Origin of the sequence: Halomonas sp. MMSF_3323 (assembly GCF_030733595.1) — a bacterium.
GTDB lineage: Bacteria > Pseudomonadota > Gammaproteobacteria > Pseudomonadales > Halomonadaceae > Halomonas > Halomonas litopenaei.
On sequence record NZ_JASHIT010000001.1, the window covers coordinates 149,834 to 176,030 of the forward strand.

A 26,197-nucleotide genomic window follows, 5' to 3' on the forward strand; every position below is an offset into this window, starting at 1 on the left:
CGATGATTCGACGTCCGGGGAAGCAAAACAAGGAAGGAATCCTTGCGGAGGTTGCACATGCAATTCCCCCCATGTACTCGCACCCCTGGCGAGATCGCTCGGCATGCCTCACAGCATGCCCTGCTCAACGGCATCATCAAGGAAGTGGCGATCCCCCACGACCTGTTGAGCCACCACTGGCCCGCCAACCGGCTTGGCCTGCCAACGAGCCTCCAGGGCCTGCCATTGCAGGTCGCCTGGTCGTCTTCTCTAACCCTGTTCGTGCTGGTCGATCGCCACTCGGCGATGGGCTGCCATCAGGTTGTGTCGCCGCTGTATCTGCGACGCGGCCTCGATCAGCCCTGGCGGGAGGCCGATACCGGCGAGCTGGTAACGGCCCTGCTGGAAGATGGCCCCTGGCGCGAGGCCAGCCCCAACCCCGAGTTCGGCGACCAGGTGCTGCAGAGCCAGGCGGTGATGGCCTCCATCATCGAGGACGCTCGGCGACGCCCACATGACCCGCTCAAGGACTACGCCGCCAGCGAACAGGGGCTGTGGTTCGGCCATCCCAATCACCCCACGCCCAAGGCCAGGCAGTGGCCGCAAGGCTTGAAGGGGCAGGGCAGGGGCTGCTCCCCCGAGTTTGGTCAGGGTACCCGGTTGCACCAGTTCTCGTTTCCGGCGCAAGGGCTACGGATCGCCTGCAATGGCCTGGAGCCCGGTGAGGTGCTCAGTCAGGCCGCGGACCAGAGCGCTGAGCCCGAGGCCGGGCGGGTGGTGCTGGCCATGCATCCGGTCCAGGCCGAGCTGTTTCGCCAGGCGCCGGATGTCGCCGCGCGGATCCACGACGGCTGCATCCGCGACCTGGGCAGAAGCGGCCCGCTGGCGCTGCCCACCGCCTCGATGCGTACCTGGCATGCGCCTGAGCATCCCTGGTTCATCAAGGGCTCGCTCAACGTGCGCATCACCAACTGCGTGCGCAAGAACGCCTGGTACGAGCTCGAGAGCACCCTGGTCATCGATCGCATCATGGGCCGCTTGATCGACAGTGAAGACCCGGCGCTCGAGACCCTCGAGCTGGCCCGGGAGCCCGCCACCCTGCACTGGGCCCCGCAGGATGCTGACGACGACCAGCGCCGCTGGTTCCGCGAGCAGACCGGGGTCATCCTGCGCGAGAACTTCTGTCGGCGTTTCGGCGCCGAGCGCTGCCTGCTGGCGGCGACGGTATTCGCCCGTGACACCGAGCTTGAGCCGATGGCGCCATCGTTGGTGGCGTGCTCGATACCACCTGCGTCCGCTGCTGTGAGCGGCGCTCCCGCCGACGATGTGCCCGAACACAGGATCGTCGACTGGTACAAGGCCTATCTTGGCGCCCTGGTCGAGCCGGTGCTGGCGCTGTATTTCCGTCATGGCATCGTGGTCGAGCCGCATCTGCAGAACTGTGTGCTGATCCATGACCAGGGCTGGCCCCGTCGCGTACTGCTGCGCGACTTCGAAGGCGTCAAGCTGACCGAGGATCAGGGCCTTGACTGGCTCGCCGGCGAGACGCTGGATGAGCGCGTGCGCGCGTCGATGACCTACAGTCGCGACAAGGGCTGGAAGCGCATCGCCTACTGCCTGCTGGTCAATCACCTGGCCGAGGCGATCCTGGCGTTGAGCTGGCGCCGCCCGGCCCTGGCCGAGCGTCTGTGGGAGGCCACCGGGGAGGAGCTTTCGCGGGTCAGGCAACGGCTCGGAGTCGCCACGCCCGAGCTCGATGGCCTGCTCGCAGGCGGCGACTTGCCGTGCAAGACCAACCTCAAGCTCAGGCTGATGGCCCGGGCCGATCGTCACGCCGACTATGTGTGGCTGCCCAACCCCTGGCATCAGCTCGCAGGTGAGCGTCTGGAGGTGGCCCATGGCTGACAGTGTTGCTGTCTCGGGGCGCAGCGAGGCCCAGCTGCTGCCGCCAGCGGTGCGGGAGGCGATACGTTGCCACCAGGCCGAAGCGCAAGATCCTATCGCCGCCTTCTTCTATGACCTGGACGCGCTCGCCGCCCGGGCGCGTTCGATCAAGGCAGCACTGCCCGACGGTGTCGAGCTCTTCTACGCCATCAAGGCCAATAGCGAGGCGCCGGTCCTCGGGACCTTGGCCCCCATCGTGGATGGCTTCGAGCTGTCCTCCGGTGGCGAGATCGGTCGCATGCGCGAGGCGACGAGCACGCTGCCCTGGGTGCTGTCGGGACCGGGCAAACTCGACACGGAGATGGCGTTGGCCATGGGCGAGAGCATCGAGGCCTTTCACGTGGAGAGCCTTGGCGAGATCGCGCGGCTTGAGCGACTCGCCGCGGCCAGGGGGCGTCACCAGGCGGTGCTGATCCGCATCAATCCGACCCTGCCCGAGGCGCTGTCGAGTCGTCTGCGCATGGCCGGTATCGCCACCCCCTTCGGCATCGACGAAGCCAGGCTTGGCGAGGCGGTGGCGGCGGTGGACGCCGCTGCCCATCTCACCCTGGTCGGCTTTCATATCCACGCCATGTCCCACCAGACGAGCGTGGCGCGCCACCAGGCGTTGCTTGACGGTTACCTGGCGCGCTGGCCCGAATGGCGCGCGCTTGCCGCCTCGCCCGCCAGGGTCACCCAGCTCAATGTCGGGGGGGGCATCGGCGTCGACTACATGGCGCCGTTCGAACCCGAGCGTCAGTTCGACTGGCAGACGCTGTGCGCCCATCTGGACGCCCGACTCAAGGCGATGGCTCAGGCCCCGCGGGTGCGCTTCGAGATCGGCCGTTTCCTTAGTGCCTTCTGTGGCTACTACGCCATCGAGGTGCTGGACACCAAGCACAGCCATGGTCAGGGCTTCGTCGTCTGTCGTGGCGGTACCCACCAGTTCCGGCTGCCCGCGGCCCAGGGCCACGACCACCCGGTCATCCACCTGCCGAGCGGGGAGCGCGGCGAAGCGTCGTCCGGCGAGAAGCGACCCTGGACGGTGGTGGGGCAGCTATGTACGCCCAAGGACGTGCTGGGGCGTGATCGACTGCTTGGCGACGTCGCCCCGGGGGATCTTCTGGTGCTGCCGCTGGCCGGGGCCTACGGCTACAACATCTCCCACGCTGACTTTCTGTGCCACCCAAGGCCGCCGCAGATCTTCATTGGCGCCGACAGGGCGTCACCCGACACCGCACGCTGAGGTTATTCATGTCATCACCTTCCTACGTTGCCGAGCCAGCGACGGGGTCCGCTGACGCCGTCGCAGACGTCGCCGCACCTCGAGTTGCCCCCTGTGTTGCTCCCAGTGCTGTTCCCGCTGCCGTACCCTTTGCCAGTTCCGACGACTGGCGTCATCGCCCGCGCATCGAGCGGCGGGTTATCGGCCAATTGCTGCAGACCCTGCTGTACGAAGACGTGCTCGAGTATCGCTGCGAGCACCTGGCCCCGCCTGAGGGTGAAGGGCAGGGACGTGAAACCACCTTCGTTGTCTCCCTGGGAGAGCGCGACTATCGGGTGCGAGGCTGGCTGTGCCACAGCTTCTCGCTGATTCGCCTCGATCATCAGAGTCTGGCTGTTGCGTCGACTCAGGCGCTGGCTCGGGCGCCGGCTCGGGCGTCGACAAAGGCGCCGGCTCTGGCCGGACGCGATGGCCGGACCCAGTCGCCATCGCTCTCGGAGTTTCTGGACGACCTGGCGTCCACACTGAGCGCCAGGGCCGAGGGAGACCTTCAAGGGCGGCTGCAGCCGGGGTTCATCAACGAGCTCAAGCAGACCCTGATCAAGGACCTGCAGTCTTCGACGGCAGCGCCCGTCGACGGCCAGAGCGCGCCCCACACGCTCGACGCCGACGCCCTGGAGCAGTACTTCACCGACGCCCACAGCTACCATCCCTGCTACAAGTCTCGTCTCGGTTTCACGCTTGGCGACAACTGTCGCTTCGGTCCCGAGTTCGGCCAGCCGCTGCGGGTGCTGTGGCTGGCGCTGCCGGCGCGGCTGGCTCATCAGGGGGCTGTTCCTGGTCTCGGCGCCCTGGCGACGTTTGCGGCCATGGCCGATGCCGAGCTGGGTGACGAGGGATCGCCGGCCAGGCAGCGTCTGGCCGAGTGGCTAGGCGAGCGAGGCCTTGCGCGCGAGCAGGCGGTGCTGCTGCCGGTGCACCCCTGGCAGTGGGAAAACGTGCTGGTCGGCGCGCTCTACCCGGAGCTTGCCAGCGGCGAGATCGTCCTGCTCGGCGAGGGCGAGACCCGCTATCGCCCGCAGCAGTCGATTCGTACCCTGGCGCCGCTGGATCACGATCGGCGCGCGTCCCCGACGCCCTATCTCAAGCTGGCGCTGGGGATCACCAACACCTCCAGTACCCGCATCCTGGCGCGCCATACCATCACCAACGGCCCCATCATCACCGCCTGGCTCAAGCAGCTTCTGGAGAGCGACGCCGGCGCCGGGGCGGCCAACGTCGTGATCCTCGGCGAGGTGGCCGGGGTTGCCCTGGACGAACGCGCCTTTGGCGGCCTGCGCCATGACGAGGTGTACGGCCAGGCCGGCGCCCTGTGGCGTGAGCATATCGACGGCTTTCTCGCCCCTGGCGAGCAGGCGGTTCCCTTCAACGGCTTGAGCCAGTGTCTGCGCGACCCGGACGGGGCGCCCACAGAGCCCTTTATTGCCGACTGGATCGCCCGTCACGGGCGCGACGCCTGGACCCGCCAACTGGTGAGCGTGGCGACACTGCCGATCATCCACCTGCTGTTCGCCGAAGGGGTGGGGCTTGAGTCCCACGGCCAGAATATCGTGGTGATCCACCGAGACGGCTGGCCAGTGCGAGTCGCGCTCAAGGACTTCCACGACGGGGTGCGCTACTGCCCGTCGGCGCTGGCCCGCCCGGAGCTGGCCCCCAGCCTGGAGCCGCTGCCGGCGGCCCACGCCGCGCGCAACCGCAACTCCTTTATCGTTACCGATGACCTGGCGGCGGTGCGCGACTACTCCTGCGACGCCTTCTTCTTTATCGCCCTGGCCGAGATGGCGATCTTCCTCGAGCGTCACTTCGGACTCACCGAGGGCTCCTTCTGGGCCATGGTCGCCGACGTCATCACCGCCTACCAGGACGCCCATCCAGAGCACGCCGAGCGCTATCGCCAGTTCGACGTCTTTGTCCCCGACTGGGAAGTGGAAGCACTGACCCGCCGGCGGCTGTTCGGCGACGAGATGCCTCAGATCAAGCGGGTGCCCAATCCCCTGGCCTTGCATGCACCGGTGCAGCGCCCTGCGTCTGTGACCACGGGGAAGGCTGCAGCGATACAGGAGCGTACCCCATGCTGAGAACCAATCGCCTGAAACGTGCGCTAATCGAGCAGCGCGAGATCTACGGAGTGCTGGCGTCGTTGCCCACGGCGGCGTCGATCGAGCTGATCGCCGAAGCCGGCTTCGACTTCGTGGTGATCGACACCGAGCACGTGCTGATCAACCCGGAAACCGTCGAGCACATGATCCGCACCGCCGAGAGCTACGGACTGACGCCGTTGGTGCGGGTCGCCGACGACAACCCCAAGACCCTGCTGCGCCTGCTCGACGGCGGCGCCCAGGGCATCGTGTTGCCGAGCGTCGAAGACCCCGAGCGACTGGCCGCCGCGGTGGGTGCCTGCAAGTACGCGCCCCAGGGCACGCGCAGCCTCAACGCCGGGCGCCCCGGCGCCTTCGGCAAGCACTCCCTGGCCGAATACGTTCAAAAGGCCAACGACGAGATCCTGGTCGTCGCCATGATCGAGAGCCGGGCCGGCGTCGAGCGCATCGACGAGCTGTGCGCCGTCGATGGTCTCGACCTGGTGCTGGAAGGTGCCGCCGATCTGTCCCAGTCCCTGGGCGTGAGCTGGCAGACCGCCCACCCCGAGGTGCTAAAAGCGCTTTGCCGAGTGCAGCAGCGGGCGGCGGACCACGGCCTTCCCTACGCCGCCTTCCTGCGCCATGCGGACGCCAAGGCCGAGTGGCGCGAGCGCGGTGTGCGTACCTTCCTGCTCGGCGACGAGCGGGGCATCGCCTTTCGCGCCCTGACGAGCGCCTTGAAGGAGGCACGCGCATGAGGTGCCTGTCGCTTGCTTCCGGTGCCCCTGTTGCCCGAACCCCGAACCCTGCTGTCGCGCCTTCGTCGGTGCCCCCGATTGTTGCAGTTGCAAGGAGAGCCCAATATGGCCTCGTTTGATTCCGTTTCTTCGCCCGTTTCTTCACCTCAGGCTTCACCCCAGGCGAGGCGCCTGGCCAGCGAGCAGATCCTTCAATCGCTGGTCGATGGCCTGCTGGTCGAGGGGATCCTCGAGATCGACTCGCTGGCCGGTGATGACGGCGATGCCCGTTCGTTTGCCGCTGAGCTGTTTGGTGATGACACTCTGGTGGCCCACCCCGGGGCGCGATTGTGCCGCCAAGAGCGGGCCCAGGGCGCTAGCCAAAAGACCAGCCTGGTGATGCTGCTGGAGCCAGGTATTGCCCAGGACTGGCAGAAGGTGCCCGGCACGCCGGTGTTGGCTCACGATGGGGGGACTCCGTCGCCCCTGGATCCCGTGGCATTGATGCGCCGGGTGTTCGGCGGCGATGAACAGGCCCTGACGCCTGGCCAGCGCGTCTTTCTCGACGCCCTGGAGGACAGCCTGTGGCAAGCCACGGCCTCCATTGCGCACGGCGTGGACACCCGCCATCTTGCCTCCCTGGGCACCCTTGAGCACTTCACCATTCTGGAGCAGTGGGCGTCGCTGCTCGACCGGCCCTACCATCCCACCGCCAAGGCCAAACAGGGTTTAAGCGCTGCCGAGTACCGTGCCTATATGGCCGAGTTTGCCAACCCCGTCGAGCTTTACTGGGTGGCGGTCGCGCGTCACCGGCTGACCCATGGCGCAGGGGTGGGGGCGCTCGCAGCCGGCGCGGGGTCGGGCGCCGATAGAGCGACAGCCGGCGCGGTGTCGGGCGCCATTGGAGCGGTGTCGGGCGACATTAGAGCGGCTTCGGGCGACATTGGAGCGGCTTCGGGCGACATTAAGGCCCCCGCAGACTGGCTGCTCGCGGCCGAGGAGCGTCAGGCACTGGACGATGAGATGCGCGCCAAGGGCATCGCCGATAGCCACCTGGCGCTGCCGGTGCACCCCTGGCAGCACGATCATGCCCTGCCGAAGTGGCTCGCCGAGGACTTTGCCGCTGGTCACTGCATCACCCTGGAGGCTAGCGCCGGGCGCTGGTGGCCGACCTCGTCGCTGCGCTCGCTGCTGCCGGCTGCGCCCTCGTCAGACGGCACAGCGCATAGCCTCAAGCTGCCCATGGCCATCCACTCGCTGGGGGCCTCGCGCTACCTGCCGGCGGTGAAGATGATCAATGGCGATCTGAGCGCACGGCTGTTGGAAGAAGCTCGGCAGCGCGATCCACTGCTGGAAAGCGCCTTGCACCTGTGTGACGAAGGCAAGTGGTGGGCTTACCTGCCCGAGGACGCCAGCCTGTTCGATGAGGCCCCGCGCCACCTGAGCGCCATGGTGCGCAGCTATCCTCAGGCGCTGCTCGAGCAGGCCGGCACCCAACTGGTACCCATGGCGACCCTGGGTACGCCGCTACCGATGGTCGGGGCGTCCGGTCCAGCACGCGTCAGCGCCCATCACGTCTTCGATGACTGGATGGTGCAGCGTGGCATGGAACAGGGAGCCGCGAGCGCACAGGCGCTGTTTGGCGAGCTGTGTGCGCGCTTTTTCGAGATCAACCTGCGCATGCTGAGGCTTGGCATGCTGGCGGAGGTGCACGGCCAGAACGCCGTGCTGGTGGTGCGCCAGGGTAGGGTCGAGGGACTGTTGCTGCGTGACCATGACTCGCTGCGTATCAACGTCGGCCAGCTCGAGCGTCACGGCATGCAGGATCCCTGCTACCGGATCAAGCCGGGTCACGCCAACACCCTCTACCACGACAGTCAGGAGGCGCTGTTGTTCTGGCTGCAGACCCTGGCGATCCAGGTCAATCTGCGTGCGATCATCGACACCCTGGCGGGGCACTATGGCCTTTGCCAGCGCGCGCTATGGCGGGATCTGACGGTTCAACTCGAGGCCCAGCTCGGCGCCGTGCCCTTCGATGCCGCCGAGCGCAATGTCTTGAAGTCCGCGCTGTTCGAGCGCGAGCGCTGGCCCTACAAACGCCTGATCGCCCCGATCATCGAGCGTGCCGGAGGCCCCGGCAGCATGCCTTTTGGCGTCAGCGAGACCGTCAATCCGCTGAGGGCCTGCCAGGGGGCGCTGACGCCTCAGAACGCCGAGGCAACTGCCGATGTTGAACAGGGTGTCGGTACCGCTGGCGAAGCCGACCGTCTGGGGACGCTGCAGCAAGCCTGATCTCACCGTCAGGAAAATACGCGGCGGCATCGGTGAACACCGATGCCGCCGTTTTTTCGTGCGCAAGAGACGGGATATTCAGCGAAGCCATTCGGGATGCTCAGCGAGCATCGCCTCGCGCCGACGAGTTTCGTCCTGCTGCTTGGCCAGGGCTTTTTCGGCCAGCTCGTCGGCCCGGTGCGGGGGCACCACGAACAGACCGTCGTCGTCACCGAGCACCAGATCGCCGGGCGCGATGGAGACCCCGTCGATAGCCACCGGGGTATTGATCTCACCCTCCAGCGATAGCGAGCGGGTGGTCAGCGGACTGGTACCCGCAGCAAACATCGGCAGGGTCAGCCGAGACAGCGTCTCCCGGTCGGTGACGGCGCCATTGGTGACGACGCCGGCCAGTCCCTTGGTCAGCGCCGCGTAGGCGCGAAATTCGCCCCAGCAGGCGCGACGATGATCACCGGACACGTCGATCACCAGCACGTCACCGGGGCGTGCGAGCGTCAGCGCCTCGCGGATGATGCTGCCGTCGACATGGGGAATTCTGACCGTCAGGGCGGTGCCGACCAGGCGCACCGGACGGTGCAGCGGCTCCAGCGAGGCAATGGTGCCAAAGTCACTGAAGTGGCCCAGGGTCGAGGTGGCAAGCCCGGCGAAGCGATCGATCTGCGCCTGGCTGAAGCTGTCACTGCGGGGGGCAATGTGGAACATCGGACCTCCTGTCGGATGTGTTGCTGAGGGAGTGCTGATCGGGTTACGGCGAGGCACCCAGCGCCCTTACTGCCGGGTGCGATAGAGCAGATAGACGAAGAAGGGCGCACCCACCGCGGAGACGAAGACCCCGGCGGGCAGGTCCTTGGGCAGAAAGGCCACTCGGCCGATCAAGTCGGCGTAGAGCACGATCAGCGCACCACACAGCGCCGCCACCGGCACCAGCCGCGCCAGACTGCGGCCGACCAGGCGGGCCGCCAGATGGGGCGCCACCAGGCCGACGAAGCTGAGTCCCCCGGCAAACGCCACCGCCGCGCCGGCCAGTGCCACGCTGAGGGCCAGCAGGATCAGCCGGCTTCTCAGCACATCGACACCGAGCCCGACGGCCACGGCGTCGCCCAGTGCCAGGGCGTCCATATGCCGAGCCAGGCTCAGGCACAGCGGAATCGCCACCAGCAGCCAGGGCAGCAGCGACAGCACATGGCGCCACTGGGCCGCATACAGGCTGCCGGTGAGCCAGACGTAGGCGTGCAGCGCCGAGGCGTCGTCGATGATCACGATCAGCAGGGTCGTCGCCGCCCCCATGGCGGCGGATAGCCCGATACCGACCAGCACCACCCGGCTGGGGTTGAGCCCTTTACGCCAGGCCAGCGCCACCACCAGCACCGTGGCTATCACGGCGCCGCCCAGCGCCGCCAGCGGCAGCAGATGGATGCTCAGCTGACTGGCAAAGCCGGCCAGAAACACCACCGCCGCCAGCGCTGCGCCGCTGGTGATACCGATCACATCCGGGGAGGCCAGCGGGTTTCTGACGATGCCCTGCAGCACCGCGCCGGCCACCGCCAGCGCCGCGCCCACCAGCACCGCCAGCAGAATGCGCGGCAGCCTCAACTCCCAGACGATAAAGCCAATGTCGCTGGCCTGGGGCGCGGCCAGGGCTTTCAGCACCTCGATGGGTGGAGTGGGGAAGCTTCCCAGCGACAGCGACAGGCCTGCGCTTGCCACCAGCGCAAGCGCCAGCAGCGCTACCAGGCGGCGATAGCGTCGGTTGGCCTGCTCTTGTGTATGGCCTCGTGTATGGCCCTGTGTGGCGGATTCGGCGTTGGCGCCAGACAAGCTGCTCATGCGGATACCTGCTTCTTGCGGGCCAGATAGATAAAGAAGGGCGTGCCGATCAGCGCGGTCATGACGCCGACCGGGATCTCCTGGGGCGCCATCAGAAAGCGCGAGGCGATATCGGCGACCAGCAGCAGCGTGGCCCCGAGCAGCGCACACGCCGGCAGCAGCCAGCGATGGTCGATGCCGACCAGGCCGCGGGCCATGTGTGGCACGATCAAGCCGACGAAGCCGATCATCCCGGCAAGCGCCACCGAGCTGCCGGCCAGCAGGATTACGCACAGGCCCAAGGCAAGCTTCAGGGTGCCGGCGCGCATGCCCAGGCCGGTGACCATGTCATCGCCCAGCAGCAGGGCGTTGGCCTGACGGGCGAGGGCCGCGGTGATCGCAAGGGCCAGGGCAAACAGCGGCAGCAGTGGCACCACCAGTTCAAGCTCGCGCCCGGAGACCGAGCCCGCCAGCCAGTACAGCACGCTCTCGAAGCTCTGCTGGTCGATGATCAACAGGCCCTGACTGAAGGACACGAACATCGCCGTCACCGCCACCCCGGCGAGCACGACCCGAAGCGGTGACAGCTCGCCGCGCCGGCCATGGCTGAGCGCCACCACGGCGAGTGCGGCGACCAGCGCGCCGAGCAAGGCCGCCCACACGTACTGACCGGGGGTGTGCAGCGGCAGCAGCGATACCGCTACCACCACAAAGAACATGGCGCCGGCGTTGATGCCGAGGATGCTTGGCGAGGCCAGCGGGTTGCGCGTCATGGTCTGCATCAGCGCACCGGCCACCGCCAGGCTTGCACCGGTCAGGGTGGCGATCACCGCCCGGGGCAGGCGTTCGCTGAGGATGATGATATGGCTGACCCTGCCACCGTCGTAGTCGGTGATGGCCTCAAGGGCGGTCAGCGGTGCGATCTCGGTGGTGCCGAGGACCACACTGGCGCCGAACGCCGCCAGCAGCAGCAGGGTACCGAGGATCAGTCCGGCGGCCCGGGTGGAGGTGCGTTCCAGCATCAGGCCGCACCCTCGTCTGTTGTGGCCGACGGCTCTTTAATAGCTGAAGGCTCTTTCACAGCTGAAGGCTCCTCACCCAGCGCGTCACCCAGCGCGCAGGAAGGGGAGAGCGCCTGCGGCGCCAGGCCGTAGTGGCGATAGAGGTCATCGAGCATCGCGTTTGCAGCGAGGATCCCGCCGCCCATGATCCAGTTGACTGTGTCTACTTCGTACACCCGGCCGGCTTGTGTCGCGGTAAGCCGCTGCCATAGCGGGTGGGCGGTCCAGTGGCGGTAGGTGTTTTCGATCGCTGGGTCGTCTTCCAGCAGCACGAAGATGACGTCGGCGTCCAGCGCGGGGATGTTCTCTTCGCTGGTCAACTTCATGCCCCAGCCGCTGTCGTTGGCGGCGTCAGGCTGGCGGAAGCCCAGCTCCTCCAGGATGCTGCCGGCGAAGCCGGAGGAATACAGACGCACGTGGTCGCTCTTGAAGCGCACCACCGCGGCCTTCTGCGGCCAGGCGTCACCCAGTGTCGTGGCGATTTTCGCGCGCAGATCCGCTACCCGGTCGTCCCAGCAGGCCAGCAGTTGTTCGGCCCTGGCCTCGCGCCCGGTCGCCGCCGCCACCAGCGTGAGCGAGGCCTTGAAGTCAGACACCGTGGACGAGAACACCGTCGGCGCGATCTGCTCGAGCAGCGGGCGCACCCGTTCGTGTCGAAAGCGGGTGGCGACGATCACTTCGGGATCGAGCCAGGCCACTTTTTCCAGGTTGGGCTGGGTCTCCAGGCCCACGTGCTCGACGCCATCGATCGCCTCGCGCAGGTAGCGATAGGTGGGCTTCTCCATCCAGGCATCGACTACCCCGATGGGCGTTACCCCCAGCGCTACCGCGCTGTCCGTGGCCCCCTGATACAGCGTGACCAGACGCGGCGCCGAAGCCGAGGAGACTGCCGGGGCAGCGGCCGCCGAGTCCGCGCTTACTTCAGACCTTATATCAGCCCTTGCACCAGCCCTGATGTCGGCCTCGGCAGTGCCTGCAAACAACAGCATCCCGGCGAGCAGGGCGAGTGCCACAAAGGCCAGCACGCCGGCGAACAGCCCGAGCACCAGCAGCAGGCTGCGCAGCACTGAGGGTGCCTGCCGAGGCTGGGGCCGGGAGCGGTGCGGCGGCTCGGGTGGCATGTGTGATGAAAATGGCGAGCGCGAGCCTGGTGAGGGTTGCGACGGCGGTCGCAGCGATGGCGTGAACGTCATGGGGATGATCCTTCACCTGTATTGGCGTGTCTGGCGCCCCGACGAGTGGCCGATTTCTCGCCCCAGCGCCCAGGCCAGCGGCAGGCACAGCAGGGCAATGGCGGCCAGGGCGATAAAGGTCTCGTGCAGGGCCTGGGCGCTGGCCTCGGCGGCACTCACGCCAGCGGCGGTGACGCCACTTACGCGGGTGTCGTAGTAAAGCGATAGCGCCACCAGACCCAGCGAGGCGATCAACCGCCTCGCCATATTGTTCATGGCCGAGGCCTGGGCCATGTCCCGGTCGGGCAGGGCGCGCATGCCCACCGTGGTGGAGGGCAGATAGCCGCAAGCAAGGCCAATGCCACGCGTCCCCATCCACAGCCCCACTACCCAGGCTGGCGCCGCCGACGACATCAGCGCGAGCCCCGCAAGACTGACAGCGGTCAGCACCAGGCCGGCGAGAAGACACCACTGGGGCGGGTAGCGGTCGATCATCCGCCCGGCGATGGGCGAAGACAGCGACGCCATCAAGGCCGTGGCCAGAAACACAAGCCCGGTGGTCAGCGGACTCGCCCCGAGCACCTGGTGCATCCACAGCGGCACCAGCAGTACGCAGCCGAACAGGATGATGGACTGCAGGCAGGCCAGGATGACGCTCAGGCGAAAGGCGCGGTGTCCAAATAGGGACAGCGACAGCAGAGGCGCCGGGGCTCCCTGGGCTGCTGTGGGGTCGGCATTCCGCTCCTGCATACGCCCTGCCTTGAACTCCATACCCCGTTCGACCACCACGAACCCCGCCAGGGCGGCCAGTCCGAGCCCCAGGGGGACAAGCGCCGAGGGCGTGAGCAGTTCGGCCAGGCTGTCGATTCGGCTTAGCGAAAACAGCACCGCGCCCATACCGAGGGTAATCAGCACAAAGCCCGGCAGGTCGAAGCGCCTGGCACGGTTGGGCGCCTCCCGATGGAGGCAGCGCCAGCCGACCACCAGCCCCAGCAGCGCAAAGGGCAGATTCATGACGAACAGCGCCCGCCAGTGGCTGACCTCCAGCAGCAGGCCGCCAACGCTTGGGCCGATGGCCGGCGCGATCATCACCGCAAACCCCCAGATGCCGCTGACGCGGCCCCGCTGCTCGGGCGGATAGGCGGCGAAGATCAGTGCCAGCGACAGCGGCATCATCAGCCCCGCTGCCATGCCCTGGACGCCCCGGGCGATGATGATGCTGTCTAGACTGTCGGCCATGGCGCCGAGGCCAGAACCGGCGATAAAACCGACCAGCCCCAGCAGATAGATCACCCGCCGGCCGAAGCGGTCGGCCAGATAGCCGGTCAGCGGCATGGTCATGGCCATGCTGATCATGAACAGGGTGATGACCCAGTTCACCTGGCTGGCGCTGGCATCGAAGGTCGCCATCAGCTCCGCCACCGCCAGGTTCAGCGCACTGTTGTTGAGGCTGACGGTAAAGGTGCCCAACAACACGCTGACCAGCACCCAGGCACCTCCGGCGCGGGCCTTCGATAAATCATCACAAGACAGCTCAGCACCCCGCGACGCAGGGACCTTGGTAAGCGTATTGGTGGGCCGGGCCTGGAACATGAACCGTCTCACAGTCCTGGAAAGCGGAAATGCGGAGGGCCAAGAGCATGCCATGATGCAAAAGCAAATGCAATTCATTATCAAATGAGAGGGGGAGGAATACTACCCGAAGTCGTCGCGCCAGGTGAGCGACGCCATCAGCCTGAAACCATAAGCGCCGGACCTGAAATGGCCCGGCGCCTGGTGGGGATGGGAATTCCCAGGACGAAATTTAGAAGTCCATGGTCCAGCCAAGGGTAAAGGTCCGTCCCCGACCCTGATAGTCGTACAGGTACTCCGGACCGTAGTAGGGCGAGTAGAACATTGCCGCTCGCTGTCCCCAGACGGTGGAATATTCCTCGTCGAGCAGGTTGTCGATACCCAGCGTCAGACGGCCGATATCGATATCCTGGGCCAGTGCCAGGTCCACCGTGGTGTAGCCGTCGATCTGGCGGTCATCGTCATCTTCCAGGTTATGGGCATGGTTGGCCTGCAGGCGGGCGCTGCGTCCTGCCGCCATGTCCTGCCAACCGACGAAGGCGGTGGCGGAGGACAGCGACGCATAGCGGGCGTCACGCTTTTCCCAGCTGCCGTTCTCGTCTTCCTGCTCCGAGCGCACCAGGTGCAGGGTGCCGCCGACCTCGAAGCCGCCGTCCAGGAAGCGGGTCACCGCCGCCTCCAGGCCGTAGTCACGCTTGTTTTCCTCGACCACGCTGACCGACAGGTCTTCGGCATTTTCGACCGCCTTGTCGGACCAGGCGTAGTAGATCGCCGCCTGGGTGCTCCAGTCGGCGTCATTGAAGCGCCAGCCGAGTTCCACCTGGTCTGTCTTGATGGCGTCCAGCGGGTTGTCGTCGACGCTGACATCGGCGCTCTTGCCGTAGTACTTGGCCGGGTCCGGCAGCTCAAAGCCCTGGCTGAACTGGATCCAGTTCTGGTGGCCGTTGCCGTAATCGTAGAGGGCGCTTGCGTTGACCAGGGTGGCGTCATAGTCATTCTCGCCCCCCGGTACGCCGTTGAAGTCATCGACCTCGACGTCCATATGCTGCTGGCGCACCCCGGCGGACAGGGTCAGACCGTCGGTGACCCGCCAGTCGCCCTGGGCGAAGCCGGCGTAGCCGTCGACCTCGTAGCTTGGATAGCGCGGGCCGATCTCGCGCTCTTCCTGGACGAGACCGCCACTGGCATTCGAGGTGGCGATGTCGAAGTACATCTGGTCGGCGTCGAAGGACTCACGGTCCATGTCGAGGCCATAGGTCAGCGAGACGCGCTCGCCCAGCTCGGCATCGAACAGCGCCTTGATACCGCCCAGATCGGTGTCCTGCTTGGAGGCGCGGAATTCGACGCCCTGAGTGGTGGCGTAGGGGAAGGCATTGAAGCTGGCCTCTTCTTCCCGATAGAACGCCTGCAGGTAGAAGTCCTGACCCAGCAGGTCGGCGTGGTGGTATTGCAGGTTGACCATGCGACGATCCGTCTCGGGATCGCGATCCGACGAATAGCCGTCGCGGATCTCGGCGCCTTCCAGATTGCCTAGCGCCAGGTTGGGGAAGTAGAGCCCACGGTCACCCTCATAGGCCGAGCGGTATAGCTGAGCGCCAAGCGTCAGCGTCTGCTCGGCGCTCAGCGCCAGATCGACGCTGCCCATGATGTCGATGGAGCGATTGTCCTGCAGGTCGGTCTGGGCGATGTCCGGGAAGATCTCGTCGCCACGCCCGTCATAGAAGCGTCCATTGTCCTGATAGGCCACCGCCAGACGTCCCTGGACACGCTCGCTGCCGCCACTGATCGACTGGGCCAGGCGGAAGTCGGCGTCGTCACTGTCATTGAAGCCGCTGGTGACGCTCGTCGCGGTGGAAAAGTGGCGACCGGGGCCGTCACCTTTCTTCGTCACGATATTGATGATGCCACCGGTGGCGCCACCGCCATAAAGACTGCTGGCGCCGGACAGCACCTCGACGCGCTCTATGTTGAACGGGTCGATGGCGTCGAACTGGCGCGACAGGCCCCGGGAGCTGTTCAACGAGACGCCGTCGATCAGCACCTGCACGCTGCGGCCACGCATGTTCTGGCCATAGTTGGTGCGTCCCTGGGGGGGCAGATCCAGCCCCGGTACCAACCGGCCCAGCGCGGTCTTGAGGTCGGCTCCCGTCGCGATCTGAGTCTCCAGCTGCTGCTGGTCCACCACCCACACCGCTCCGGGAATCTCGCTGATCGACTTCGGCGTGCGCGAGCCGACCACCACCATGGTCTCCTGGGATTGGACAGCTGCCTCGTCGGTGGCCGCCCTGGCGTCGGTGCCTGGCTGATCGGCGCCAACCGCCTGCGCCCAGCTAAGCGACGGAGCAGCGGCCAGCAGCAAAAGGCCTGCACCGAGGGAAAGTGACGCTGACAAGGGAGAGCCGCCATATGACGTAACGCCGGTGACTGGCGCAGTAGTAAGGGGACGCGGGCGTGTGTGGAGCTGAGTCGAAATCTGGGAAGGCATGGAATGATCGCTTGGCTGATGTTGACCGGCTTGTCGAGACGAGCCGATGGGACAGTGCGGACCGGGCTTCTGGCGGCCCGTCTCGCGCCACCTGCCGAGGGAGCTGCGTGTTGGCCGTGGGGCAGATGTGCAGCTTCGGCAGCGGCAAGCAATATAGCGAATTGTGAAAATAATGCGAAGCGTTCGTATTAAAATTTAAGATTTGTGCAAGTCAAGCTCACCCCCTCGCCGACCAGAGGCACAAGGCGTAGGCTGGATGCATCTACCACGCGACGATCAGGAGGCCTGATGGCACGAGTAAAGATCCTCAAGCAGGGCACGATCCACTGCTTTCCTCCCGGCCTGCGTGACGACCAGGGCGAGCTGGTCAACGCCGAGATTTCCGCGGTGGCCTACGACGGCGAGCGACTGTTGATGGCCAGCGACAAGCCGATCCCCGGCCACGAGCGTTCTGCCGCCTTCAGCCTGCCGTTGACCGCCGATGGTCCCGACGACAGCCGCATCGACTACCTGACCCAGCAGACCATCAAGGAAGCGGTGAAGTATGAAGACTTCGCCCTGACCACCGATGGGCGCCACATGATCGCCACCACCGGTTTCGATCGCATCGATGACGAGACCCACGAACTCAACGCCTACAACCACCTGTTGATCTGGCCACTTCACGAGCCTGACCGGGTCCAGGTGGTGGACCCCGACCCCCGTGACGGTGTGGAAGGGTCGCTCGAGTTCCGGCGCAAGATGGACGCAGCCGTAGGCGAGCCCTACTACAAGATCGAGGGTCTGGCCGCGATCCCCGGCGAGCGTGGCGATGGCCTTTTGCTGTTTGGCATCCGCGAGCAGGGCAAGGCCCACGATGACTTCGACTACGTGCGCAGGGTCATTGGTGCCCACTACATCATCAACGACGACGACAACCTGGAGTTCGTCGACGCCCTGCACGACGTCTTCAGCTTCGACCCCGGCGAGTACGACGGCGTGGAGCACATCTGTGGCCTGTCGAGCCTTGAGTACGATCCCTACCACGGCCAGCTCTACCTGCTCACCAGCTTCGAGACCGAAGAGGGCGACGACGAGGTCATCGGCGGCTATCTGTGGGTGATGTCACTGCACGACTTCCGCCAGGGCAGGGCACCCACCCTGGTACGCGACGAGAACGACAAGGTGCTCGAGTTCGAACACAAGGCCGAAGGCCTCGCCGTGCTCGACCGCGAACGCCTGTTCGTCGCCTACGACAACGACCGCAACTACGACCTGCACAGCGTCAGCGAACGCGACGAACGCCGCTGCTGCGAAGCCCCCTACACCATCCTTGGGTTGGTGTAGTAGGCACCAAGCGGTTCAGGTATGGCACAACGCCACATCGACCCAAGGCAGGGCAGAACGCGGAGTCGGAGACTGGATAGCCCTGGCGTGGAGTAAAGAGGGATAGAGAGCGACAAGGAGCGATAGCGCGGGAGAAGGGGCGCGGAAAGAGGGAGCGTGTGGAGTGAAAAGGGCGCGTGAGGAGGAGGGCGATGTGTGGGTGCCGCGGGTACGCCAGCGGTACACCCAGCCGCCAAAACCGGACTTCGAGGCGCCAGAGCGATGATGCGAGAAAGGCTGGAAGGCGAGAAAGCGCCAGGAATGGCACAGCCGAAGCGCCTCGAAAGCCGCCATACTGACCAGTGGCAAGCGTCCACCCGAAACCCGCTAGCCTACGGCCGCAGCTTTCGCTATCATACGCCCGCGCTGATAAGGGCCTATAGCTCAGTTGGTTAGAGCAGGGGACTCATAATCCCTTGGTCGTAGGTTCAAGTCCTACTGGGCCCACCATTCAGAACAGTGGTTTAGGGCGCTATGAGCCGCTGTCTTCAATGCTTGGTTGCGGTTTGGTTGCTGATCTTTGGTAACCGCGCTATCACTGAATCCCACCTTGCCGGGTCCGCATGTGCGTAGCGGCTGGTGACTGTCAGTGACGAGTGGCCGAGTAGATCCCGGATGTTCGTCAGTGCTTCTCCCTTGCTGGCCAACAGCGAAGCGTAACAGTGCCGAAGGTCATGGAAGCGAATGTCCGGCCTACCGATCGCTTCCCTTGCACGCTCAAAAGCTCCGCGTACTCGTTCCGCTGTTGTATCGAACGGCAGGTTGGCCACCAGAGCCAGTCCTTCGTCCGTCAGCGGCACTACTCGCGGCTTTCCGCTTTTCGTCTGCTCCGGTTTCAAGACGATCCGTCCGTTGTAGACGTTGCTCTTGGCCAGTCCAAGCAGTTCGCCTCGACGCATGCCCGTGAGCATGGCCAGCAATATCACACGGCGTTCCTCCTGGTAGCGGGCTGGAACTGCCTCGAGCAATTCGGCCAGTTCAACTTCGCTCAGATATATATGCCGCTCGTTTCTGGGAGACGGCTTGCGCAGTTTCCCGTCCAGCGGCATGTCGATCCAGTCCCATTCGCGGTAGGATAGCGAAAGCACCCGTTTGACAACCTGAGTCCGGTTGTTGATCGTCGATTGCGCCAGGCCCTGTTCCCGCAGGGCCTTTTGCATTTTGCGAGCAGCATCCAGAAGTTCCTGGCCGATTGCCACCCCGGGGGCGTGTTCATCCATCCAGCCTGCCACGCAGAGAATGTGGTGCTTTTGAGAGCGAACATCGTATTCGCTGACCATCCTCTGCAGGCCTTCCGCGAAGGTACGGTGAGGCTTGCGCCCCATGACTCCATTGAACTGATCTTCCTGCTGTTGAGCTTCTGCCCTCAGTGCGTACTGCCTTGCTTCTCCCTCTGTGCGAAAAGTTCGCTGAGTGCGGCGACCGTTGATCGTTTCGCGGACGACCCACGTGCCGCGATCCTTCCGTTTGGAGACCGAGAATCCCATTGACGTTCCTCGTTGAGTTGAGGACCGCGCCTGCACTGGGCAGCGTATCCTTCAACCGCATCCTTATCAAAGCGAACCGCACTGCCGAGTTGCACAAAGCCAATTCTGTGCTTGTTCGCGTAGACCCAGCTCAGGCTCATCGCCAGCTCTTTGGCCACCTCTTCCGGTGTGAGCAGTCCCATCGTCAGTCCCCCGTGTATCTGCGGCCACCTGGGCCACGTCCAGGCCCTGCCCGCCATTCCTGTTCGTCCCGCATCCAGTCACTGCCGGCGGTGTCACGGTACTTGCAGATCGCCTGCTGGATTTCTGGCACAGCAGTGAGCTGGCGTAAGCGCTGAAGCTCTGTTTGCTGGCGCTTGATGATGCCGTTGGCGATGTCCGCCAGTTCCCAGCGGTCGGAGGGTGTCTCACCGTCGGCCTTGACCTTGCCCAGGCCGAAGCAAGCACCACATGGCTTGCTGGTGTTGCCCTTGATCTGGTCGGTGCCTGAGCCCAGACAGATAGGGCAATCGTCGTTGGCGATGGCGCGCCAGTTGTTGCGCCAGTCGTCGGCGGTGGTCAGGCTCTGAAGGCCTTTGTCGAGATCGCGGTACATGATCAGCGTGTGGCCTTCCAGCGTGCCACCGCCGGCATGTTCCCCCAACAGGGTGTAGCGGCCACCGTGCTCTTGATGCGTATGAGAGGGGCGGTCAGTCACGTTCACTCCCAAGTGCTTTTTCGAGTTTCTCGACCATCACCAGTCCCTGGTTGGCGGGCAGGTTGTCACCGGCCCAAACACGTGCCGCCCTGACGTCCTCACGCAGCCGCCAGAGCTGCCGCTCCAGCACCCGTTCCCGCTCGCTCTTTCCATCGGGGTCCAGCTCGCCCTCTGGTATCCGGGATTTTTCGACACACTTGCTCATGGCCGTCTCTCCTGTTCTCTCATGGCTCGGCGAAATTCCCGAATGACCAGGCTTGTAGTCACCAAGATCGCCAGCCCTAGAAAGCTGGCCGCCATCATGCTGCCACCCATTTGTCCGCGGCCGGCATGAACCGGCGCTCATGGGTGAAGTTGGCCTCGACAATGGCTTTGGCCAGTGGCGGGCAAACGCTGTTGCCGATCAGCCGCACCTGCTGATACTTCGGCACCGGCTTGCCATTGATCTGGGCGAACTCGTAGTGATCTGGAAAGCCCTGCGCTGCAGCCAGCTCATGGGGCTGCAGCATCCGCATGCCGATGTCGACGATGGCATACTGCTCTCCGGCAATGGTCACGGTGACTAGCTGTAAGCGGTCCTTGGTGGTGACCGTTGGTGCGGGGGCTCGCATGTCGCGGCCCGTTTCGCCCGAGCCGCTACCGTAGTAGGGCGCCAGGAAAGCGGCCACTGCGGCAGCGTGGGTGCCGCCGGCGCAGACCGTGGGCATGGGCTCCCGTGGATCACGCCCGCCACGCTCGCAGCCCTTGAGGTTCAGCAGGCTCACGGCGACTGGGGCGTTATGGTCGGTGGCGGTGATTGTTGGTAGCGGCTTGCGCAAGTCGTCACCGACGACACCGGTGTAGTGCTTAGCCAGGAAGGCCGAAACCAAGCCAATCGGGGCGCAGCCGCCGGGGTTGGCCTTGGAGTTGTCGGCGTTGCTGTTGGCGGTGATGGTGTGCATCGGCTCGTCGGCGCGATGGCCGATCGCGCCTGACCGGAACTTGGTGATGTTTGGCGCCACCACGGCGAAGCTGCCGCCCTTCGGCCAGGCGGTCACGGTGCGCAGCGGCTCACCGATGGCATTCACCAGCTCCGAGCCATTGCCGTAGTTGGCGATCGGTACGATGAACGGCTCGGCCGCCTCGACCACGTAGCGCATCACGCCCTTGGCAATGCGGCGCAGAGTGGCGTCGGCCAGGGGGCGCTGCCGCTCGAAGATGCTGGGGCACGGGATCGACCAATCGATACACTCGGCGGCGGTGCGCCAGGGCTGGAGTTTGCCCCGGCGAACGGCCGGCGAGGCCGGTTCGGCATGCGTTGGCTTTGGCCAAACGATCGGCAGCCCGTCGCGCCTGGCGATCAGGAACAGCCGGCGGCGAATGGTTGGCACGCCGTAGTCGCAGGCGCGCAGGATCTTCCACTCGACCTGATAGCCGTGGCGGCTTAGGGCACGCACGAAGGCGCGGAATGTCTGCCCCTTGTGGTCAGGGTCCGGTACGATGCGGCCCCTGGTGTCCTTCATCAGCGGGCCCCAGTCTAGGAACTCCTCGACGTTTTCCAGGGTGATCACCCGTGGCTTCACTTTTGCCGCCCAGCGCGCCGCGACCCATGCCAGGCCGCGAACGCTCTTGCTGACCGGGCGCCCACCCTTTGCCTTGCTGTGATGACGGCAGTCCGGCGAGAACCAGGCGAGCCCCACCGGTCGCCCAGCGGCGGCTTGCTCGGGGTCGATGTCCCACACATCGGCAACACTGTGTTCGGCGCCAGGGTGGTTCGCGGTATGCACGGCGATAGCCGTGGCATCGTGATTGATGGCGAGATCTACTGGCCGGCCCAGGGCTTGCTCGATCCCCTCACTGGCTCCGCCACCACCGGCGAAGTTGTCGACGACGATCTCATGGCCGAATAAGTTGAGACTGGTCACGCTGCGGCCTCCTGCTGGCGCTTGGCCCGCTGGCGGGCCCAATAGAGTCGCGATGCCGCAGCCCGCTTCTTGGCGGCGTTGCGTTTGGCTTCCCGGTGAACTTCGGGCATCCGCTTCAAGCGCTTCAGGACGGACTCACGGCACACGGTCTTTCCCAGAGCGGCCAGGCGCTGGACCACCTGGGGCACAGCCATGCCTTCCACCTCGACGCAGTCGGTGATGATCCTGTCGATCTCTGGCCAGTCCTTTCTGGCGTGGGGGAGGGGACGGCTGGTATCAGTCACCTCCAGGTAGTTACAGGCGCTTCTCGCTTGGTCTCGTGTCTTTCCCATGCGTTGCCCGATCTCCCGGTAGGTGAACCCTGCGTTGTAGAGTTTCTCGGCCAGGTCATATTCTTCTCGATCCCACTTGCTCCAGTTGCGTGCCATGGTTAATACGTCCTCAGCAGGTCATCGACATGGCTGGCGCCGTATTGCCGGGCCTCACCTCCCATCCAGTCGACAATACGGTCGACGCTCTCTCCCAGGGCCTGGGCCATCAGCAGGAAGTCGGCCTCGAGCCGAACGTAAGCGTCATCGCCGTCATCTGCTTGATGGGCCTCTTCGATGAGTTCGTCATCGAAGCGAATCGACTTGATGGCCAGGTCATCGTGAAGCACGAAGGTCACCCGCCCCTCGATGCCGATGGCGAGCTTGCTGGCCTGGCGGCCACTCTCGAGCAGCTGCTGCATGTCGTCACTGTCCAAGTCCACCTGGCGGCCGCGCACAACCCCGTCATCGCCTTTGGCCTTGAGTTCGACTTGATCGCCGATCTGCATGTCAGCCGGTCGACTGGCTGGATCGCTCAGCCAGGTGGTCATGGCGCGTACCGGAAGGGCCTGCGTGGCAAGAGGCGTGACTTTGAGGCTGCCAATGGACTCGCGCAGCAGGTCCAGCGCTTCTTCTGCGCGCTTACGGCTCGATGTGGCTACACCAATGAGGTCGCGACCAACGTCCCACCAGACATCGACTCGTTGCGTCCTGACGAAAGCTCTCGGCAAGAACTCTTCGTAGACCTGTTCCTTGATCGCCTGCTTTTCCTGTCGACGTAGCTTGCGTGCCTCGGAGGCCTCGATTGCCTCGACGCGGTCTTCGACTTCCCCCCGTACGACCGAGGCGGGAAGGATTCTCTCTTGCCGGAGCATGCTCAGCAGACGATGACCTTGGAGTTCATGCATTAGAACGCTGCTGCCACGACCTGCCGGCGGCACCCAGCCGACGCGACGCGCTTCGCTGCCACTCAGTGGGCGTAACGCCTGCTCGCTCAGGGCTTGTTCCACCAGCGCCCCATCGATGTTCTCCATGTCATGAAGTCGGTATGGGTGAAGGTTTCGAATCCACATGTCCGTTGTCCTTTCTTCGAGAGGGGAATCAGTTGGTGGCAAGCTGGCGCGGGCTTGCTTCGGCCAAACTGGCAGGCCGGATACCCGCGCACTGCTGATCGGCGATGCCTCTGTAGTCGGGATGCCCGGTGCGATCGATGGCGGGAATCCCGCGGGCGGTCTCGGCACGCCAGATGCTGACTTCGCTGCAGTACTGGCCGTGGGCAGCGCGTTCCATCGCGACGTCCTGTTGCTGCACCACGCTGTAGGCGAGCACCAGCAAGGCCGCGACAGGTAGGGCCATGAAGGTCATCACGACCTGCTTTGCAGCGCGGTGGTTGTCGCAGTGGGTGGTATTCATGTGCTGTCCCTCAGTGGCGGCTGGTGGAGATGTCTGGATCAGGCTTCAGTTGCTGGATGGTTGGTCCAGGTAGTGCCGAAGTGCCCGGGTGATCCTGTTGAGGTCCTCAAGGGCGGTTCCGTGCTGTAGCCGGTCGCTGCTGGCGCTGGGTAAGGCGGCGGCCATGTTTCGGAAGATCCCCCAGGGCAGATGGCTGGCGCCGTCCATGGGTTGAGCGGCGCTGACCAGCAGGGTGTGGCCATCAATGGTGAGCGTGGTGCCGACGCGGTATCGGCCCTGCAGGTTGATTGCGTAGGCCAGCTCCTGGATCTCCATGAGCCGGTTGACAAGCTGCCCACTGATGCCCGATGTGCTGAACACCTTGTACGGCGAGTTCATGCCGATTCCTCCAGGTAGAGGCAGATGTTGCCGTTGTCATGCAGGCAACCGAGCATTCCCGCCAGCCAGGCGATGGCGTCTTGTTGGGTCAGGTGTGGCTCACAGGCCAATATCGTGACCAGCTCGCCGGACATCGGGGAAAACCAGGCTGGCCGGTAGCCTGCTTGAGGGTTGCCGGTGATGGCTTCCCGGGCGATCAGCTGGGTGTCAGGGTCTGACACACCATGGCGTTGGGCATGGGTCAGCCAGGCTGCAGCAAGTTGCCGTACGGGATACTCGAAGGTGGTGGCATCGTGCTGGATCATGCGAAGAGGCTCCCCAGGTCACGGCGGGCGACTCTGCTGGTGGACGTCATTTGCTGGCGCGTTCGCATGGGCTGGCGCACCCGGGCCGTGGAATGGTTGAGGTCGGCGACCAGCAGTGCAATGACCAAGGGAGCAATCCAGCCGCGACGCATTCCTTTGACGATGGCGTCAGCGGCGCGAGTGGCGTGGAGGCGGTAGTAAAGCGCTTCGGCGGTGCTCTTGACCGTGGCGGGGCTGATACCTCGATGCCGGGCAATTTCTTTCTGTGTCATGCCGCTGGCCAGGCCGGCCAGTACCATCACCTGCTTGGCGGTGGGCAGGTCTGAGCCGCGCTTGCCCACGCGGCAGCGGAAGCCGGCGAACTCAAAATGCTGTGGTATCTGTTCCATGTGATGCCCCTCATGCGATGCAAGTCGATGAGCAAACAATACGAAAACGTATTGGTTCGGTCAATGCGTTTGCGTATATTTTTTCGACAGACAGAAAAAACCCGCCTCAAGGGCGGGTTCGGTGTCCACAGATACGAGGTTGGTCAGTCCAAGAAACTTGCCCAGTGCTGCTCACTGACGATGGCGACAGGATGGCCATCGTCCCGAAGCATAATGGCTTTTTCGAGCTTCCCGCCGTAGTTGGCGTGGGTCCACTGGTCGCTGACTCTCTGGCCAAGCACCACGTAATCAGTTTTGCGTGATACAGAACCAGAGACGTTGCCACCACGCATCTCGATGGCAGATGTCACTTCCCGGCGGCTCCCGGACGCAAAGGTCCCGGTGACCACGAAAGTTCGGCCGCTGAACTCGATACTGGGCTGGGGGTCGTTGAGCGGTAGGGCAGTCGTGTTCACCGCGGTGGCACCTGACTCCAGGTTGCCGCCGCCTGTCAGATCAACCAGCATCCCCAGCATTTCAGCTTCTTCGTCGCTGTCCAGGTGGCCGTCAGCCAGCGATTCGTTGAGACGTTGGAAAAGTACGTTGTAGGGCCAGGTGTCGAGGGCTCCGGGGCGCTCTTCCAGCCACTTCAAGAGGTACTCGGCTTCGCTCTGGTTGAGCATGCCGTCTGCCAGCAGGCCGCGGGCAAGGCCGATCAGTTCATTGGTGTGGGGTCTGAGCTGTTTGGCCTGCTGCAATCGCTCGGCGATGGTGGGATGTGGTGCTTTCTTAGACATGGTGTTTCCCTTTGGCTGTTCCCTGCGGGCCGAAGGCCCGGATTGAGTGTGCCAAAAGGAGAGCAAGTGCGTCTGTAAGCGATTTCGCACAAAAAAACTGATGCCCAGGGCGGGTGGCCGTGGGCATCAGTTTACGCCCTTGCGTGAGGCAGTACTGAGCGTGTGACGCTAAAGTGTGGTTAGGATTAAAAAGGCGCTTTTCTCTCTGCGTTATGTTTGCGTGAATCCTGAGTGTCCAGCTTAGGCTAAGGCTGGTCATCCTGCGTATCAGAAAGTGCTAAATCTTGCTGGTCAGGGTTTGGCTCAATGCAGGCAAGGGATTTTGTGACTAACCCGATGGCTTTGGCCTTCTTATAGAGGCCTATATCATGCGTCCAAAGCTCTTCAGCTCCGACTGAGATTGCTGTGGCAAGTATTTGCCGGTCAACTCTAAGCTTAGCTTTGGTTGCCTTTGGGTCTAGAGCCTTATGCTCAGACTCGTCAACCAAGAGAGCGCACTCGATCGCTGAAATTTGATCGAAAGGAGATATCTCTATGCAGGAGAAGCTATTCAGTAAGTTAAGTTGCTTTTGGTAAGCATCTTGCTTTATGCCAATTAAGTACTCAGCCAACACAGGGGCAGGTATGACAACCAAGCCATTCCGCTGATCTATCAGATCCACCAGGGCTGAGGCCCTGGCTGCGGCGCGACTGACGATATCCCCATTCTCTGGGTCTTTCAAATCTACGGGATCGGGGTCACGCATGAACTGCACAAGAATGTTTGTGTCAATGACAACTCGCAC

24 protein-coding genes, 1 tRNA gene and 1 pseudogene are annotated in these 26,197 nt (G+C 64.5%); 7 read left to right on the forward strand and 19 right to left on the reverse strand.

Going from position 1 to position 26,197, the window contains the following annotated elements; genetic code table 11:
• Positions 1–57 precede the first annotated feature (57 nt).
• From RBB39_RS00605 to RBB39_RS00625, 5 genes are all read left to right on the forward strand, one after another.
• Positions 58–1,884, forward strand: a complete 1,827-nt coding sequence (locus tag RBB39_RS00605; protein WP_306168582.1) for an IucA/IucC family siderophore biosynthesis protein — start codon at positions 58–60, stop codon at positions 1,882–1,884.
• Positions 1,877–3,148: a type III PLP-dependent enzyme gene (locus RBB39_RS00610; RefSeq protein ID WP_306168583.1), complete on the forward strand. Its 1,272-nt coding sequence runs from the start codon at positions 1,877–1,879 to the stop codon at positions 3,146–3,148. Before RBB39_RS00605 ends, RBB39_RS00610 begins: the two co-directional genes overlap by 8 nt.
• Before the next feature lie 8 nt (positions 3,149–3,156).
• On the forward strand, positions 3,157–5,265 hold the full coding sequence (locus RBB39_RS00615) for an IucA/IucC family siderophore biosynthesis protein (protein WP_306168584.1): 2,109 nt from the start codon (positions 3,157–3,159) through the stop codon (positions 5,263–5,265).
• Complete coding sequence (locus RBB39_RS00620) at positions 5,259–6,023, forward strand: HpcH/HpaI aldolase/citrate lyase family protein (RefSeq protein WP_306168585.1); 765 nt, start codon at positions 5,259–5,261, stop codon at positions 6,021–6,023. Before RBB39_RS00615 ends, RBB39_RS00620 begins: the two co-directional genes overlap by 7 nt.
• 105 nt (positions 6,024–6,128) lie before the next feature.
• Complete coding sequence (locus tag RBB39_RS00625) at positions 6,129–8,294, forward strand: IucA/IucC family protein (protein WP_306168586.1); 2,166 nt, start codon at positions 6,129–6,131, stop codon at positions 8,292–8,294.
• Between the two features lie 78 nt (positions 8,295–8,372).
• Here the strand turns inward: RBB39_RS00625 and RBB39_RS00630 are convergent, their stop codons facing one another.
• The 6 genes from RBB39_RS00630 to RBB39_RS00655 all read right to left on the reverse strand — a co-directional run bounded on the left by RBB39_RS00630 (position 8,373) and on the right by RBB39_RS00655 (position 16,297).
• Complete coding sequence (locus RBB39_RS00630) at positions 8,373–8,996, reverse strand: RraA family protein (protein ID WP_306168587.1); 624 nt, start codon at positions 8,994–8,996, stop codon at positions 8,373–8,375.
• Positions 8,997–9,062: 66 nt separating this feature from the next.
• Positions 9,063–10,121 (reverse strand): iron ABC transporter permease, encoded by a 1,059-nt coding sequence (locus RBB39_RS00635; protein WP_306168588.1) that lies wholly within the window; start codon positions 10,119–10,121, stop codon positions 9,063–9,065.
• Positions 10,118–11,122 carry an iron ABC transporter permease gene (locus RBB39_RS00640; RefSeq protein WP_253028540.1) on the reverse strand — a complete coding sequence of 335 codons (1,005 nt, stop codon included), beginning with the start codon at positions 11,120–11,122 and terminating at the stop codon, positions 10,118–10,120. Before RBB39_RS00640 ends, RBB39_RS00635 begins: the two co-directional genes overlap by 4 nt.
• Positions 11,122–12,228 carry an iron-siderophore ABC transporter substrate-binding protein gene (locus RBB39_RS00645; protein WP_253028539.1) on the reverse strand — a complete coding sequence of 369 codons (1,107 nt, stop codon included), beginning with the start codon at positions 12,226–12,228 and terminating at the stop codon, positions 11,122–11,124. Before RBB39_RS00645 ends, RBB39_RS00640 begins: the two co-directional genes overlap by 1 nt.
• A gap of 138 nt (positions 12,229–12,366) precedes the next feature.
• Entirely contained in the window at positions 12,367–13,821 is a 1,455-nt protein-coding gene (locus RBB39_RS00650; protein ID WP_253028538.1) for an MFS transporter, read from the reverse strand.
• Positions 13,822–14,137: 316 nt separating this feature from the next.
• Positions 14,138–16,297 (reverse strand): TonB-dependent receptor, encoded by a 2,160-nt coding sequence (locus tag RBB39_RS00655; RefSeq protein WP_253028537.1) that lies wholly within the window; start codon positions 16,295–16,297, stop codon positions 14,138–14,140.
• A gap of 381 nt (positions 16,298–16,678) precedes the next feature.
• Here RBB39_RS00655 and RBB39_RS00660 point away from each other — a divergent pair, with 381 nt between their 5' ends.
• Positions 16,679–17,716, forward strand: coding sequence for a hypothetical protein (locus RBB39_RS00660; RefSeq protein WP_253028536.1), 1,038 nt, complete (start codon positions 16,679–16,681; stop codon positions 17,714–17,716).
• A 412-nt stretch (positions 17,717–18,128) separates the two neighbouring features.
• Positions 18,129–18,205: transfer RNA gene (locus RBB39_RS00665), tRNA-Ile, on the forward strand.
• A 38-nt stretch (positions 18,206–18,243) separates the two neighbouring features.
• Here RBB39_RS00665 and RBB39_RS00670 read toward each other — a convergent pair.
• The 13 genes and pseudogenes from RBB39_RS00670 to RBB39_RS00725 all read right to left on the reverse strand — a co-directional run bounded on the left by RBB39_RS00670 (position 18,244) and on the right by RBB39_RS00725 (position 26,197).
• Positions 18,244–19,242, reverse strand: a complete 999-nt coding sequence (locus tag RBB39_RS00670; RefSeq protein WP_306168589.1) for a site-specific integrase — start codon at positions 19,240–19,242, stop codon at positions 18,244–18,246.
• A 44-nt stretch (positions 19,243–19,286) separates the two neighbouring features.
• Positions 19,287–19,481 (reverse strand): annotated as a pseudogene (locus tag RBB39_RS22700) (helix-turn-helix domain-containing protein); the annotation flags it as partial.
• On the reverse strand, positions 19,427–19,939 hold the full coding sequence (locus RBB39_RS00675; protein WP_306168590.1) for a hypothetical protein: 513 nt from the start codon (positions 19,937–19,939) through the stop codon (positions 19,427–19,429). The gene RBB39_RS00675 and the pseudogene RBB39_RS22700, both read right to left, overlap by 55 nt.
• Positions 19,932–20,144, reverse strand: coding sequence for a hypothetical protein (locus RBB39_RS00680; RefSeq protein WP_306168591.1), 213 nt, complete (start codon positions 20,142–20,144; stop codon positions 19,932–19,934). The genes RBB39_RS00675 and RBB39_RS00680 overlap by 8 nt, the downstream gene beginning before the upstream one ends.
• Positions 20,145–20,238: 94 nt before the next feature.
• Positions 20,239–21,843, reverse strand: a complete 1,605-nt coding sequence (locus RBB39_RS00685; RefSeq protein ID WP_306168592.1) for a DNA cytosine methyltransferase — start codon at positions 21,841–21,843, stop codon at positions 20,239–20,241.
• Positions 21,840–22,271 carry a hypothetical protein gene (locus RBB39_RS00690; protein WP_306168593.1) on the reverse strand — a complete coding sequence of 144 codons (432 nt, stop codon included), beginning with the start codon at positions 22,269–22,271 and terminating at the stop codon, positions 21,840–21,842. Before RBB39_RS00690 ends, RBB39_RS00685 begins: the two co-directional genes overlap by 4 nt.
• A gap of 2 nt (positions 22,272–22,273) precedes the next feature.
• Positions 22,274–23,224 carry a recombination-associated protein RdgC gene (locus RBB39_RS00695; protein WP_306168594.1) on the reverse strand — a complete coding sequence of 317 codons (951 nt, stop codon included), beginning with the start codon at positions 23,222–23,224 and terminating at the stop codon, positions 22,274–22,276.
• A 28-nt stretch (positions 23,225–23,252) separates the two neighbouring features.
• A complete protein-coding gene (locus RBB39_RS00700; protein ID WP_306168595.1) occupies positions 23,253–23,564 on the reverse strand; it encodes a hypothetical protein in 312 nt (103 codons plus the stop codon).
• A 45-nt stretch (positions 23,565–23,609) separates the two neighbouring features.
• On the reverse strand, positions 23,610–23,942 hold the full coding sequence (locus RBB39_RS00705) for a hypothetical protein (protein WP_306168596.1): 333 nt from the start codon (positions 23,940–23,942) through the stop codon (positions 23,610–23,612).
• Positions 23,939–24,247, reverse strand: a complete 309-nt coding sequence (locus RBB39_RS00710; RefSeq protein ID WP_306168597.1) for a hypothetical protein — start codon at positions 24,245–24,247, stop codon at positions 23,939–23,941. Before RBB39_RS00710 ends, RBB39_RS00705 begins: the two co-directional genes overlap by 4 nt.
• Positions 24,244–24,636, reverse strand: a complete 393-nt coding sequence (locus tag RBB39_RS00715; RefSeq protein ID WP_306168598.1) for a response regulator transcription factor — start codon at positions 24,634–24,636, stop codon at positions 24,244–24,246. The genes RBB39_RS00710 and RBB39_RS00715 overlap by 4 nt, the downstream gene beginning before the upstream one ends.
• Before the next feature lie 143 nt (positions 24,637–24,779).
• The gene (locus RBB39_RS00720; protein ID WP_306168599.1) at positions 24,780–25,412 is read right to left on the reverse strand and encodes a BRCT domain-containing protein; all 633 of its coding nucleotides are present in this window, start codon (positions 25,410–25,412) and stop codon (positions 24,780–24,782) included.
• Between the two features lie 245 nt (positions 25,413–25,657).
• Positions 25,658–26,197, reverse strand: a complete 540-nt coding sequence (locus RBB39_RS00725; protein WP_306168600.1) for a type II toxin-antitoxin system VapC family toxin — start codon at positions 26,195–26,197, stop codon at positions 25,658–25,660.